The sequence below is a fragment of the Planococcus donghaensis genome, from assembly GCF_001687665.2.
GTDB lineage: Bacteria > Bacillota > Bacilli > Bacillales_A > Planococcaceae > Planococcus > Planococcus donghaensis.
This window is the reverse complement of sequence record NZ_CP016543.2, coordinates 2,504,023-2,518,381: the sequence shown is the minus strand read 5'-3', so window position 1 is coordinate 2,518,381 and position 14,359 is coordinate 2,504,023. Positions and strand designations below refer to the sequence as shown.

The 14,359-nt window shown below is 41.9% G+C and carries 16 protein-coding genes; 15 read left to right on the top strand and 1 reads right to left on the bottom strand.

Translation table 11 applies throughout. The features are described from left to right. Positions 1-88: 88 nt before the first annotated feature. From BCM40_RS12545 to mdh, 15 genes are all read left to right on the top strand, one after another. The gene (locus BCM40_RS12545; RefSeq protein WP_238323785.1) at positions 89-1,552 is read left to right on the top strand and encodes a sensor histidine kinase; all 1,464 of its coding nucleotides are present in this window, start codon (positions 89-91) and stop codon (positions 1,550-1,552) included. Continuing rightward, positions 1,521-2,090 carry an ANTAR domain-containing response regulator gene (locus BCM40_RS12540; RefSeq protein ID WP_065527670.1) on the top strand — a complete coding sequence of 190 codons (570 nt, stop codon included), beginning with the start codon at positions 1,521-1,523 and terminating at the stop codon, positions 2,088-2,090. Before BCM40_RS12545 ends, BCM40_RS12540 begins: the two co-directional genes overlap by 32 nt. A 135-nt stretch (positions 2,091-2,225) precedes the next feature. Further along, positions 2,226-3,524: an ethanolamine utilization protein EutH gene (gene eutH, locus BCM40_RS12535; protein ID WP_065525611.1), complete on the top strand. Its 1,299-nt coding sequence runs from the start codon at positions 2,226-2,228 to the stop codon at positions 3,522-3,524. A 29-nt stretch (positions 3,525-3,553) separates the two neighbouring features. Next, positions 3,554-3,895 (top strand): ethanolamine utilization microcompartment protein EutS, encoded by a 342-nt coding sequence (eutS, locus tag BCM40_RS12530; RefSeq protein ID WP_008431128.1) that lies wholly within the window; start codon positions 3,554-3,556, stop codon positions 3,893-3,895. Positions 3,896-3,910: 15 nt separating this feature from the next. Then, complete coding sequence (locus tag BCM40_RS12525) at positions 3,911-4,420, top strand: EutP/PduV family microcompartment system protein (protein ID WP_065525612.1); 510 nt, start codon at positions 3,911-3,913, stop codon at positions 4,418-4,420. 122 nt (positions 4,421-4,542) lie between these two features. After that, entirely contained in the window at positions 4,543-5,991 is a 1,449-nt protein-coding gene (locus tag BCM40_RS12520; protein ID WP_065525613.1) for an ethanolamine ammonia-lyase reactivating factor EutA, read from the top strand. 15 nt (positions 5,992-6,006) lie between these two features. Beyond that, entirely contained in the window at positions 6,007-7,371 is a 1,365-nt protein-coding gene (locus BCM40_RS12515; RefSeq protein WP_065525614.1) for an ethanolamine ammonia-lyase subunit EutB, read from the top strand. A 12-nt stretch (positions 7,372-7,383) separates the two neighbouring features. Beyond that, positions 7,384-8,367, top strand: a complete 984-nt coding sequence (gene eutC, locus BCM40_RS12510; protein WP_065525615.1) for an ethanolamine ammonia-lyase subunit EutC — start codon at positions 7,384-7,386, stop codon at positions 8,365-8,367. A 15-nt stretch (positions 8,368-8,382) separates the two neighbouring features. Next, positions 8,383-9,030 carry an ethanolamine utilization microcompartment protein EutL gene (eutL, locus tag BCM40_RS12505; RefSeq protein WP_065525616.1) on the top strand — a complete coding sequence of 216 codons (648 nt, stop codon included), beginning with the start codon at positions 8,383-8,385 and terminating at the stop codon, positions 9,028-9,030. A gap of 16 nt (positions 9,031-9,046) precedes the next feature. Further along, the gene (locus tag BCM40_RS12500; protein WP_065525617.1) at positions 9,047-10,555 is read left to right on the top strand and encodes an aldehyde dehydrogenase family protein; all 1,509 of its coding nucleotides are present in this window, start codon (positions 9,047-9,049) and stop codon (positions 10,553-10,555) included. A gap of 22 nt (positions 10,556-10,577) precedes the next feature. After that, positions 10,578-10,865 carry a BMC domain-containing protein gene (locus BCM40_RS12495; RefSeq protein ID WP_008431136.1) on the top strand — a complete coding sequence of 96 codons (288 nt, stop codon included), beginning with the start codon at positions 10,578-10,580 and terminating at the stop codon, positions 10,863-10,865. Between the two features lie 33 nt (positions 10,866-10,898). Next, positions 10,899-11,762, top strand: a complete 864-nt coding sequence (pduL, locus tag BCM40_RS12490) for a phosphate propanoyltransferase (RefSeq protein ID WP_065525618.1) — start codon at positions 10,899-10,901, stop codon at positions 11,760-11,762. A gap of 17 nt (positions 11,763-11,779) precedes the next feature. Then, positions 11,780-12,082 (top strand): EutN/CcmL family microcompartment protein, encoded by a 303-nt coding sequence (locus BCM40_RS12485; protein ID WP_065525619.1) that lies wholly within the window; start codon positions 11,780-11,782, stop codon positions 12,080-12,082. Further along, the gene (locus tag BCM40_RS12480; RefSeq protein ID WP_065525620.1) at positions 12,057-12,407 is read left to right on the top strand and encodes a BMC domain-containing protein; all 351 of its coding nucleotides are present in this window, start codon (positions 12,057-12,059) and stop codon (positions 12,405-12,407) included. Before BCM40_RS12485 ends, BCM40_RS12480 begins: the two co-directional genes overlap by 26 nt. 23 nt (positions 12,408-12,430) lie before the next feature. Continuing rightward, on the top strand, positions 12,431-13,366 hold the full coding sequence (gene mdh, locus BCM40_RS12475) for a malate dehydrogenase (RefSeq protein WP_065525621.1): 936 nt from the start codon (positions 12,431-12,433) through the stop codon (positions 13,364-13,366). A gap of 399 nt (positions 13,367-13,765) precedes the next feature. On the opposite strand, the gene BCM40_RS12470 is transcribed toward mdh, so the two are convergent. After that, on the bottom strand, positions 13,766-14,359 hold the full coding sequence (locus BCM40_RS12470; protein ID WP_065525622.1) for a CHRD domain-containing protein: 594 nt from the start codon (positions 14,357-14,359) through the stop codon (positions 13,766-13,768).

The following is a 14,359-nucleotide window of genomic DNA, read 5'->3' as shown; positions in this document are numbered from 1 at the left end:
CCTAAAATTTAAATTGACCAAATAGATAGTGGTATGTATAATAAATTCAAATAATTCAAACTAAACGGAGTGAAAAATCTCATTGCCAGTGTCGAAGTTGGAAGACTTATGTACTACATATACTGACTTAACAACAGAAGATATTGATGTGTTAAAGCGAGCGGCTTCTACGTTGCAAATGTATGCTGACCTTTCAGAATCCTATATGTTTATCGACTGTAAGATAAAGAATAGTGAAAATGCCATTGTGGTAGCAGAAGCTTTTCCGTCATCGAATGGTCAGCTTTACGAAAAGTCAGTGGTCGGAAAAATTGTCTTTGAATCTTTCGAGCCGGGTGTTTTTTACAGCTACCGTAAAGGAAAAAAGTCAGCCATTCGCAAAGCATTGACGCAAGAAGGTAGATCCGTAGAACAAAATGTTATGCCCCTCAGCAACGGCGCTGATCAAGTAATTGGGGTCATCATTCAAGAAAAAGAGATTCCTTCGTTGTTTACGATGAACAACGATTCACGCAGCTTTTCGTTAAACTCTAAATCGTTTGAAGAAGTGCTTGGAGAAAACAACCGAGGCTTGCCGTTGGTGTCAGATTTATTGATGGAAATTTTCTTGCTGACAGACGCTGAAAACCGGCTAGTATATGTGAATCCTGTAGGTGTTCAATTTATCGTTGAAATGAGCAAACAAGAAAAGTTTAAAGATAAAAATCTCCTGGATTTGCTGCCTTTTCTTCAACCGGTTTATGACCAAGAAGAAGATGTTTTTGTTTTCGAATTAACGCTAGATAACAAAACCTTAGTTGTGAAAAAAGTGAGATTAAGAGAAGCGGGCAAGATAAAAGGTACACTGTTAATCATTCAAGATTTAACCGAACTTCGGATGAAAGAAAAAGAGTTGATGATGAAGTCACTCGTTATTCAGGAAATCCACCACCGCGTCAAAAACAATCTTCAAACCATCGCCAGTTTAATCAGACTGCAAATGCGAAAAGGCATCCCGCCTGAGAGTAAAGTTTATTTTGAAGACACATTAAATCGTGTGTTTAGCATATCAACGGTTTACGAACTGATTTTGGCAAATGAAAACGTCGATGAAGACGATGTGGATATCGTTAAGTTGGTAGAAAAAATAGCTTCTACAATGATTATCAATGAACACGACAAAAAAATTCACTTGCGGATTGTGGCAAATGGGAATAAAATAATATTTCCTTCCAAGAAAGCGGTTTCAATTTCGTTAATAATAAATGAACTTGTTCAAAATTCAGTGAAACATGCTTTTTCTGCAAATGATGAAGGAGAAATTGTTGTCAGCTTTTCTGCTGATAAAGAATTTTTAGAGCTTCATATTTCCGACAACGGCGTCGGAATGAACAAGCTCGAGCCTCCATCAGGGTTAGGGTTGGAAATCGTGAAAAATTTAGTTCTGCATGATTTGAATGGTAAATTTCAATACTTACCTAAAACCAAAGGGACATTAGCCGCAATCCAGTTTCCAATAAGTCCGGAGGTAATTATTGATGATGAAGAAAAGGATTTTAATAGCGGAAGATGAATCGATCATTCGCATGGATATTAAAATGATGTTAGAAGACAATGGTTACGAAGTGGTAGGTGAGGCGGGAGATGGAGATCGTGCGATTGAGTTGGCATATGAACTAAGGCCGGACTTAATATTGATGGACATTAAAATGCCGAAACTAGATGGCTTGAAAGCCAGTCGCATCATAGCCAATCAATTGGACCTTCCAATGTTAATATTAACTGCCTATAGCCAAAAAGAATTTATCGAAAAAGCGCAGCAAGATAATATTTTAGGCTATCTCGTAAAACCGATATCCGAAACGAATTTGCTGCCAGCGATTGAAATAGCCCTCCATCAAGCGGGAAAAGCCAAGCAATTAAAAGAAGGCGTAAAGAACGCGGAACAACAAGTGGAAATCAGAAAGTTAATCGAACGGTCCAAAGGCATTTTGATGCAAGAAGAGCAACTAACGGAAAAAGAAGCTTTTAAAAAGCTACGAGATATAAGCATGTCACGGCGAATGACAATGGAGTCGGTCGCCACTGAAATCCTTGCAAATCAAAAGTGAATAACTAAAGCAAAGACGCTTAAAAAGAACGTTTTTTAAGTGTCTTTTTTTATTGCATTAATGGAGGTGATCGGTATAAGGGGATCAAGGCATTTCGGGGGAAATCTTACATACTAACAAAGGGGGAAATAAAAAATGGCAATGATCGGAACGGTAATTGTTTATATAATTATGATTTGTGCAGTATTAGGTGCTTTTGCAGCGATTAAAAACCCAGATGAAGGCATCGGGCGAGAGTTTATGACCGGTCTTCAAACAATTGGACATATTTTTGTGCCGGCAGCAGGTATTATGGCCTCTATTCCTTATTTAACTTGGTTTATCAACAAATTTATCAGTCCGGCATTTCAAGCAATTGGTGCAGATCCGGCCATTGCGGCAACGTCTATTTTGGCAACGGATATGGGGGGATATCAGTTAGCAGAAGCGTTGAAAGTAACAAATGAAGGTTGGATTATGGCCATGATCGTCGGCTATATGGCTGGAGCTACAATCGTTTTCTCTATTCCGATGGGCTTGGCGTTGCTTGATAAACGTGACCATAAATATATGGCGCTTGGCATCATGTCTGGAGTATTGACGATTCCTATCGGAGCATTTCTTGCTTCTGTCATGGTTGTATTGTTCAACACTGAAATTCGTGATGTGATTAGTACAACAGCGGCATCGCCGTATGAGTTTGTGATCAGTTATGGACAAATCTTTATCAATCTCTTGCCACTTTTAATCTTTGTTATTTTAATCGCCGCAGGATTAAAGTTCTTCCCGCGTGCGATGGTTAGCGGCTTTATGATTTTTGGACGCTTGATGGATGCAGCGATTAAAATCGTTCTTGTGTTTTCAATCGTGGAAATTTTCACTGGCTTCTTTTCAATGGTGTTTGGCGCTTGGGGCTTCCACCCAATTATGGCGGACCAAGCCGATCAATTCCGAGCACTCGAAACAGCTGGTTATATCGGAATTATGTTAGCTGGAGCATTCCCAATGGTTTACTTGCTGCGTAAATACGCATCTAAACCACTTGAAGCTGCAGGACAAAAAATTGGTTTATCGTCAATTGGTAGTGCAGGTATTTTAGCGACAATGGCGAACATTTTAGCGATGTTTGCATTGGTTAAAGAAATGCCGCCAAAAGACAAAGTAATCAATATCTCATTCGCAGTGTGTGCGGCGTTTATGCTAGGCGATCATTTATCGTTCACAGCAAACTTCCAGCCGAACATCATTTTACCGGTCATTATCGGTAAATTGGCAGCGGGTGTCATTGCGATTGGATTTGCATACTGGTTATCAGTTCCTACTGCACTAAAACTAGAAGAAAAAGATCGCGCTGACGGCACGATCAGACCAGGCGAATATTTAACAGATGAAGAAAAAGTAATCGGCAAAGACAACGGGAAATTAGTGGAGAAGGAAACTCCTGCTGAAGTTTAATCTTGTACGTAGTAGGGAGGAGAATTGGAATGAGTGAAGAGAAAAAACGATTTATCCAAGAGTTTGTACCAGGTAAACAGTTAACGTTGAGTCATTTAATCGCCAATCCAGATCCGGATATGTTTGTGAAACTCGGGATTCCGATGGCGGGAGCTTTAGGAATCATGACGTGTACGCCAAGTGAAACGGTGATTATTGCAGCGGATTTAGCGACAAAAGCTGCAAATGTCTCGATCGGGTTTTTAGACCGATTTACGGGGAGTTTGGTAATTGTCGGGACAGTATCCGAAGTAGACATGGCCATGCAAGAGATTAATCGATTTTTGTCAGAAAAACTAGGGTATACACCAGCAAAAATCACCCTATCATAAGGACGTGTTAGCGTTATGAAAAATAGAGCAATGCTTATTGGTTCGATCGGAGCCGGCAAGTCTACTTTGACAAATGCGCTGTTGGGTAAAGATGTAGAAGCGTACAAAACCCAAACCTTAACCTATTACGACTGGATTGTAGATACTCCTGGAGAGTACACTGAAAATCCGCTTTTTTATAAAAGCATCATGGCGACAGCTTTAGAAGTCACACATGTCTTTTACTTGCAAGATGCGACAAACGGCAAAATGATTTTCCCGCACGGCTTTAGCTCGGGCATTTCAAAATTGCCAATTGGCGTGATTACGAAAAGCGATCATGCGGAAGCAAACCTTCCGCGCTCTCTTGAAATGCTGCGCCAAGTTGTGACACATGGTCCGATTGTTATTACTTCAGCAGTTAAAAAACAAGGTGTCGATCATTTGCGTGAGCTTGTGAAATTCAACACAATGGAATCGATTGAAGACTACGTGGAGAACCAAAGGACAGCTGAACTGCTGTTCAATAAAGTTCTTTACAAGTAACATAAGCTTTGGTATATTCAAATTATTAAAATAATAGAAACAGGCAAAGGCGCCTATACGATCCGGAGAATCTTCTCGGGTCTGTATAGGCGCCTTTATGCGTTTAAAAGCGAGGTGTACACGTGACAGGTTATTCTCCTAAACTGGAAAAAATCATCAGCGCAGGAATTGATATTGGCACGAGCACAACGAAATTGGTTATTAGTGAGTTTTCTTTAACAAACGTTGCTGGAAGTACCCATGTGCCGCGCATTGAAATAGTCGATAAACAAATATTGTATAAAAGCCCTATCTTCAGTACACCATTAAAAGATTACGTAACAATTGATGTCGCAGCGGTCGTTAGTATCGTAAAGGCTGAGTACGACAAGGCAGGGATTGTTCCTTCACAAGTTGAAACAGGAGCAGTCATTATTACCGGCGAAACGGCAACTAAAAACAATGCACGTGAAATGATCGATTATTTATCGGATGAAGCAGGAGAATTCTTGGTCGCAACAGCAGGACCTGACTTAGAAGGCATTATTGCAGCGAAAGGCTCAGGTGCTTATGAATATTCTGGAGATAACGATAATGTAATCGCTAACATTGATGTCGGTGGAGGCACCGCCAATATCGCCGTTTATAAAGCAAAAGAATTAATCGGAACGTGTACCTTACATATCGGAGGCAGGCTTTTAGAGTTTGAACGAGGCAAAGTGAGCTCGATATCGCCACCCATTCAAAAACTGCTAGCTGCTCATAACCGGCAGTTGCATATTGGCGATGACGCAAAGTCGCCAACTGTCGACTTTGTACTCCAATTTATGGCCGACTACTTAAACGCAATACTCACGAGAAAAGCAGACAATGAAGAAGCGGCCTTATTATTAGGTCATTTGCCAAATTGGCAAGAAGACATTGACGTCATTTCTTTTTCTGGCGGTATTTCAGAATGCATGTATGAGCACGAATCGCTTCAACATGCGCAAGCTTCCTATGACGATATCGGCATTCAACTCGCTAAAGCGCTTCAAGCAAATCAGGACTTACAGCAATTTACGTGGATTGAGCCGATCGAAACGGTAAGAGCCACTGTATTGGGGGCCGGTACACAAACAACCGAAATTAGTGGCGCAACGATTCAAGTGTCACCACGTGATTTACCGATGAAAAATGTACCGGTTTACAATTTTTCATTCGAACAAGATTTCCAAACGGGAACGGACAGTTTGGAAAAAAAGATAACAGAAGCAATCGACATGTTCGATGCCTATCACGAAGGACAAAATTTCGCTTTATACATTTCCGAACTTCCGCATATGAGTTTTCGAGCAGTTCAAAAATTAGCGGATGATATTCGTCAAATGATGGAACGCCGTCCAAACCCAGACTTGCCGATCGTGCTGATTTTGCAAACAGATCATGCACGTGTGCTCGGTCAAACCTTGATGGCCATGAATGTTCGGCAAAGTGTAATCTGCATCGATCAAATTAACGTAGAACACGGTGATTATATTGATATTGGAAAAATGCTTGAATCAGGCGTTGTTCCAGTGGTGGTCAAAACATTAACATTCCATTCGTCGTAAAGGAGGTATCGCGCTTTGAACTTACAAGCAACTTTAGGTGGCATCACATATACATTCAAAAGTTTAAAAGAAGTAATGGCTAAAGCAAACGAAGAAAAGTCCGGTGACCGTTTGGCAGGAATTGCGGCCGAAACAGTACAAGAGAGAATCGCTGCTAAAACCGTCATTAGTAACTTATTGGTCAGTGATATTCGAAACAATCCATTAATCCCGATCGAAGAAGATGAAGTTTCCCGAATTATCGAAGGCGATATCAATGAACGAATCTACGCCGAGATCAAAAACTGGAGCATCGCTGAACTGCGGGAATACATTTTAAGCAACCGAGTAGGCGACCGCGAATTAAAACGCATTAGTCGAGGGATGAATTCCGAGACCATTGCTGCAGTAACTAAACTAATGTCTAACTTGGACTTGGTGCAAGCTGCTGGCAAAGTAGAAATATTAACAACGTGCAATATTACCATCGGACATAAAGGAACCATTTCTTCTCGTCTACAACCCAACCATCCAACAGACAGTGTAAGCGGAATGTTGGCATCGTTAAAAGATGGCTTATCGTATGGAATTGGGGATGCCGTAATTGGTATTAACCCAGTTGATGATTCAGTCGAAAGCGTGAAACGCCTGCTGCATGCAACGAGTGATTTTATCAACGAATGGGAAATCCCAACTCAAAACTGTGTACTGGCTCACGTGACAACGCAGATGAAAGCTATTGAACAAGGAGCTCCTGCAGATATGATTTTCCAAAGTATTGCAGGGACAGAAAAAGCCAATCGCTCTTTCGGGATCTCTGCGGAATTGATCGCAGAAGCGAAAGATTTGGCGTTAAAACAAGGGACGAGCAGAGGACCACAAGTCATGTATTTTGAAACAGGGCAAGGTTCGGAACTATCTGCAGAATCCCATTACGGCATTGACCAAGTCACGTTAGAAGCAAGAAACTACGGTTTTGCCAAACATTTTGATCCGTTTATCGTTAACACGGTGGTCGGGTTTATCGGCCCCGAATATTTGTACAACAACAAACAAGTTATCCGTGCAGGTCTTGAAGATCATTTCATGGGCAAAATGCACGGCATTCCAATGGGTGTCGACATTTGTTACACAAACCATATTAAAGCAGATCAAAACGATATCGAAGACTTGGGCGTGTTGTTATCTGCATCAGGCGTGAACTTCATCATTGCGGCGCCAATGGGCGACGATGTCATGCTGAATTACCAGTCCATGAGTTTCCATGATGTCGCAACTTTGTTGCAAACATTCCAGAAAACACCGGCAAAAGAATACTTGAAATGGCTTGAAAAGATGGGGATTTACGAAAATGGTCGCTTGAGCGAACGTGCTGGTGATCCTACTATATTCATGCGTTAGGAGGTTGGATCTGTGAATGAACAACTAGTAGAACAAATTACAAAAATGGTCATTGAAAAACTGCAAACGACTAAAACAACTAGCACGAGTCAAATAAAGAATAACGATGAAATGCCCGTCAAACTGTTTCAAAATGCCCCAATAGGCAATTTGGTTGTAGAAAAAGAAGCGGCAAAAACAGGGACAGACGTAAAATTTGTTCCGACAGCCTCCAACCATAAACAGCCGAAAATAGAGAACGTTACGAAAAAAGTGGCTTCTGAAGAGCTGACAAAAAGTAGAGCGAAAAAAGAAGCGGTATTAGAAGGCCTTCGCAAACAAACACCAGCCCGAATTGTTGTCGGCAGAGCGGGAACAAGAGCCAAGACCGATACGTGGTTAAAGTTCCGTTTTGATCATGCAGCTGCGGTTGATGCCGTTTACGGAGAAGTTCCATCTGAACTATTAGAGCGACTTGGCTTTATCCAACTTCATTCGAAAGTTGTGGACAAAGAAGAATACATTCGCAGACCGGACCTTGGCAGAAGGCTATCCGATCAATCGATTGCCACGATAAAAGAAAAATGCAAACGTTCGGCAACGGTTCAAATTGTGGCATCTAACGGACTTAGTGCTAAAGCAATTGAAGAAAACATGGAAGATGTCTACTTGTCGTTTGAACAATCATTAAAAAATGCTGGCATTGAAACAGGGACAACTTTTTATGTGGAAAATGGTCGAGTTGCGTTGATGGATGAAATTGGCGAAATTCTTCAACCGGATATCGTCGTAATTTTAATTGGAGAACGACCAGGCTTAGTTTCTGCAGAATCGTTAAGTGCTTATATTTGCTATAAGCCTCACCTCGGAACAATCGAAGCGGACCGTATGGTTGTCTCAAATATCCACAAAGGCGGAATTCCACCTGTAGAAGCAGGCGCCTATTTAGCGACTGTTATTCAAAAAATATTGAAGTATGAAGCAAGCGGCGTTTCATTAGTGAAAAAAGAAGGATAGAGGTGTATAGGTCTAATGAAGAAAGTTCATGCAGAAATTTTATCTATGCAGCTAATTCCAAATGTGGACACAACGCTTGCTGAAAAATTCAACTTGCAACCGCATCACCGCAGTCTTGGTTTGTTTACAACGACCATCGATGATGTGGGCTATACAGCTGCTGATGAAGCAACAAAAGCATCAAATGTGGATGTGGTTTATGCGAAAAGTTTTTACGCAGGAGCGGCTCATGCTTCAGGTCCACTGTCTGGAGAATTTATCGGTATTATTGCCGGTCCTTCTCCGGAAGAAGTCAAAAGTGGTTTGGATTCGATCAAAGTGACCGTTGAACATAACGCGTATTTTGAAGCCGTAGACGGAAATCCAGATCATGCATTTTATGCACATACGATTTCAAGTTGTGGAAGTTATTTAGCGGAACTCGCAAATGTCACACCTGGTACATCACTCGCCTACTTGATCGCACCACCAATCGAAGCAATCGTTGGTTTAGATGCCGCGTTAAAAGCGGCGGACGTCAACATCTGTGAATTGTTCAGCCCACCATCTGAAACAAACTTCGGAGGCGCGTTATTAAGCGGCAGCCATTCTTCATGCCAAGCAGCAGCTGATGCTTTCCGTCAAGCTGTAAACAAAACAGCTGGCAAACCAATGGATTACTGAGAAAGGGGGAATAACAATGACCACGACTTTAGATGCCGATTTACTGGCTCTACAAGAAATGCGTTCAGCTGTCAAAAAAGCAAAACAAGCTCAACTACAATATATGGACTTTACGCAAGAGCAAGTGGACCGCATAGTCAAAGCAGTTGCAGACGCCGCATTTGAAAAATCAGCGGAACTTGGCGAATTAGCGGTAAAAGAAACAGGTATGGGCGTAGCCGCTCATAAAAAAATAAAAAACGAAGTCGGTTCAAAAGCGGTTTATGAAAGCATAAAAGATTTGAAAACCGTTGGCGTAGTTGGCGAAGATAAGGTCAACAAAGTGGTTGAAATCGCTGTACCTTTTGGTGTGATTGCAGCAATCATTCCGACGACCAACCCAACTTCTACCGCATTTTTTAAAACATTAATCGCACTGAAAACACGAAACGCCATTGTTGTGAGCCCGCATCCTTACGCGATTCAATGCACACACGAAGCGTTAAAAGTGTGTGACCAAGCAGCAGTTGCAGCAGGTGCCCCTGAAGGACTGATTCAATGTTTGACGATGTCTTCGATGGACGCCACTCAACAATTAATGAAGCATCAAGACATTGACTTGATCGTAGCAACAGGTGGTGGCGGATTAGTCAAAGCAGCATACAGTTCAGGAAAACCTGCATACGGGGTAGGTCCAGGAAACGTGCCGGTTTACATTGAACGCTCTGCAAAAATTGGCAAAGCCGTTGAAGACATCATCAACAGCAAATCGTTCGACTATGGAACAATTTGTGCCACCGAACAAGCAATGGTCATCGACCGAAATGTAGTCGAACTTGTTAAAAGAGAGCTCAAGAAAAATGATGCTTATATTTTAACTGATGAAGAAAAAGCATTGATGGAAAAAGTAATATCGCCAATTCCAGGGAAAGTAAATCCTGAAATTGTCGGCAAAAGTCCTCAACGCATTGCTCATTTAGCGGGTATTAGCTTACCTGAAGGAACGCGCGTGATTGTCGGACTCGAAACCGAAGTCGGCAAAAACGTACCGTTCTCACTGGAAAAATTGTCACCGGTATTCGCCATGTATGTCGCAAAAGATGTCGCGCATGCAAAAGAATTGTGTTTGTCTTTACTAAATCTCGGGGGCAGAGGTCATTCGTTATCGATTCATACGGAAACCGATGCAATTGCCCGGGAGTTTGCACTTGAAATGCCTGTCTCTCGAATTTTAGTAAATACGATGTCGTCAGTTGGCGCAGTCGGTGGTACGACTGGTTTACTACCTTCAATGACGTTAGGCTGTGGAACTTTTGGAGGCAATATTACTTCAGATAATCTATCCGCTAAACATTTGCTAAATATTAAACGAATGGCTTATGGCATTAAAGAAGTGCAACTTCCAAAGCATCAAGAACAAACATCCGAAATAAATGAAGATCAAGTCGTATCAAGTGTTATTCAAAATGTGGGTTCAAATGATGAAGTCGATCCCGAAATGGTGAAAGACTTAGTCAATGAAATATTAAAACAATTAGCTAAATAAAAACTACTAGGAGGAATTGGATATGAATAGAGAAGGTACAGCATTAGGAATGGTAGAAACAAAAGGATTAGTAGGCGCAGTAGAAGCAGCAGACGCAATGGTAAAGGCTGCAAGTGTCAATCTTGTTGGTAAAGTTCACGTAGGTGGCGGAATTGTAACGGTATTAGTACGCGGAGATGTAGGCGCAGTAAAAGCAGCAACAGACGCAGGAGCAGCAGCGGCACAACGAGTGGGCGAACTATTGTCTGTTCACGTAATCCCAAGACCACACAACGAGTTAGAAATGATTTTACCTAAATCAGAAAACTAAGATGAAGTTGGTTAACGGAAAGGGGGTTACAAAGTGAATCAGCAATTGATCGATCGAATTGTAGGCGAGATTTTAGAAAAGCTAAATCTCCCTGTAGCATCAGCTACAACTCTTCCTACAAATGCATTTCCAATAGCGGTTTCGGCTCGTCATATCCATTTGTCGCAAGAACATGTGGAAACGTTATTTGGAAAAGGATACGAATTAACTAAAAAAGTAGATTTGTCTCAACCCAATCAGTTTGCTGCCAATGAAACAGTCGTCATTGCGGGGCCAAAAGGCAGTATCGAGCGTGTGCGTGTGTTAGGTCCGGCTCGCGCGTTAACTCAAGCAGAAGTGAGTTTTACAGACGCATTTAAATTAGGCGTTAAAGCACCTATTCGGGAATCTGGTGATATTGCGGGATCGGCACCATTTACCATCATCGGTCCAAACGGCAGTCTCAATTTAGAAGAAGGCTTAATCATTGCTCAAGCTCATATTCATATGGAGCCGAAAGACGCTGCGCGTTTGAACGTCTCGGACAATGAATTCGTCAATGTTGAAGTAGATGGTACAAGACCTGTTACCTTTAGAAAAGTGAAAATCCGTGTGTCGGATCGTTACCGATTGGAAATGCATATTGATACAGATGAAGCCAATGCTGGTTTTATCGGACAAGGTGCCATCGGACGAATTATCCGACCTGGAGAAGAGACTTCACCGGTAGATGCAAAAGAAGAAATTCGCGAAATACTGGTCAACAAACAGTATTTGTTTAAAAAAAAACTCCTCTCGAGGGATGATCTCAGAGATATAGAAGAAACTGAAATTATTATTGAAAAAGGGACCATCGTGACGGCGCTTGCATATGACGTTGCGAGAGAACTTGGCAAGTCTATTTCTGTCAGACAATAGAAAAAGGTGATTTAGCTATGCGTATAGGAAAAGTGATTGGAAATGTTTGGGCGACCCGGAAAGAAGATGGGTTACAAGGCATCAGGCTGCTTGTGATTCAACCAGTGGATACGAAAGGCAACTCCATCCGAACAGAATTTGTAGCTGCTGATCGCCTTGGCGCAGGTGTGGGGGATCACGTTTTGGTAACAAGTGGCGGATCATCTCGGTATATTGATAAAGACAATCCCATTCCAATTGATGCAGTCATTATTGGAATTATCGATTCAACTGAAGTAAAGAGAGGTGAAACTGATGAGTCAAGCGATCGGAATGATTGAAACTAAAGGTCTAATTGGCGCGATTGAAGCAGCAGACGCCATGATTAAAGCAGCAAATGTAAAACTGATTAAACAAGAGTTTGTTGATGGTGGAATTGTAACCATTATTGTTCAAGGGGACGTAGGCGCAATACAGGCAGCAGTAGACGCTGGACGTGAAGCAGCAAAACGTGTTGGAGAACTATTGGGCGCACATGTCATTCCTCGACCAGATGAATCTGTTTACAAAATGATCAAACCTCTTGATTACGAAGAATATCAAGAACAACAAGCAAAGCCTGTTGTCCCAACGAAAGTAGAACGAGCAAAGAAAACGGATTCGTAATGGTTGTGAAAGGGTGAAGAGACATGGCTTTTCGAAGAAATAAAATTGCCATTATTGGTGCTGGATTTACAGGTGCAACAGCCGCATTAATGATGGCACAAAAATCTTTGGGGGATATCGTCTTACTGGATATTCCGGAGCAGGAAAATCCAGTTAAAGGAAAAGCACTCGATTTACTCCAAACAGGACCTGTCCAAGGATTCAACTCAAAAATTTCAGGAACTTCCGATTACAAAGACATTCAAGATGCTGACTTGGTCATCATCACTGCTGGCATACCAAGAAAACCGGGCATGAGCAGAGATGATTTGGTAAATACCAATGCAAAAATTATGACCACTGTATCGGAAAACGTGAAACGTTATGCGCCAAATAGCACCATTTTGATTTTAAGCAATCCTGTCGATGCGATGACTTATGTTTGCTATAAAGCGACTGGATTCCCTAAAAACAGAGTAATTGGTCAGTCTGGCGTACTCGATACCGCAAGATTCAACACTTTTGTCGCAGAAGAATTAAATATTTCTGTCGAAGATATTACGGGCTTTGTATTAGGTGGTCACGGCGATGACATGGTGCCACTGATTCGCTACTCCTATGCCGGTGGGATTCCGTTAGAAAAAATCATTCCTGCCGATCGCTTAGCTGCTATCGTCGAAAGAACGCGAAAAGGCGGTGGCGAAATCGTAGGACTGCTTGGAAATGGTAGTGCCTATTATGCGCCTGCAGCGTCCCTAGTCGAGATGGCCGAATGCATCATCCGTGATAAAAAACGGATTTTGCCATCTATCGCTTATCTCGAAGGAGAATATGGCTACCAAGAACTGTGCTTAGGTGTCCCGACAATTATCGGAGGCAACGGCATCGAAAGCATCGTTGAAATTCCATTAACAAATGAAGAAAAAGAAGCTCTGGAAAAATCAGCAGCTTCTGTTCGAAACGTTATTAAAAATCTATAATCGTACTTCCTTGTACATAGAAAGAAATTTTCGGGAAGTAATAAAGCGAGTGGAAAATCTATATGATTTTCCACTCGCTTTTTGTTGCTAGCGTTTATATATGTGAAATAACGTGTATATAAATAGATAAAACCAAGTTGAATCGATTATACATAGCAGAAAGGGTTTGGAGGGATGGAAAAAATTAAGTTGCCGATTCTTTTATTCGCCCTCATGGCGATTGGATTTGTGATTTTTTGGGTGTTTGGTCGGTATTTGTAGCGGAGGAAGATAGTTGAAATGGCTAGAGATTGTTCGGATAGATTCATTACGTGGTAATCAAAAATCAATAAAAAAGCTGAACTTGTATCATTGGTGTATGACTAGCCAAAGAGGAGTTCAGCTTTTTTAGGGAATTGTCTATGCAGCTTTCTTCTGATTTCTGCCGACTAGCAATAGTCCGCCCATCAACGCCATCAGCACACCAATCATCGTGTAAAGTGGTCCGTTAGAAGCGGTCGTTGGCATTTCATCGCCTTCTTCGGCCATTTCTACTTGCCCGCGAAGTTCACCGTCAGGATACTGTTCTGTATGAAGGTTTACATAGATATCACCAGCCACCATCGCTTTTGTGAAATCTTCCCATGACATTTCTCCGGCAAGGTCGGCTTCACTTAATGTGCCCGAGGCTACTTCGCCATCGTAATCTGTAGCTTCCTCGTTGTTGAACAAGGCTATTTCAACAGGTCCGTTTTCCCCAGGAGCGCCACTGTGCAAGTGCCCTGCAAGTGCATTGGTCAATCCTTCGGCATTGACCGTGAATTCGAGCGACATGCCATCTTCACTAAACATGATACTTGCATCACCTGTTGCATCACTTTCAACTTCTGCTGTTTCCTGTTCCGGTGTCAACTCCGCCATAAACTCTTGTCCTTCATGAGCAGCAAAAACTGATCCGGCAAATCCTGTAACGGCCAAAATTGAAACGAGTGGTAAAGCCATGCGTTTTTTCAT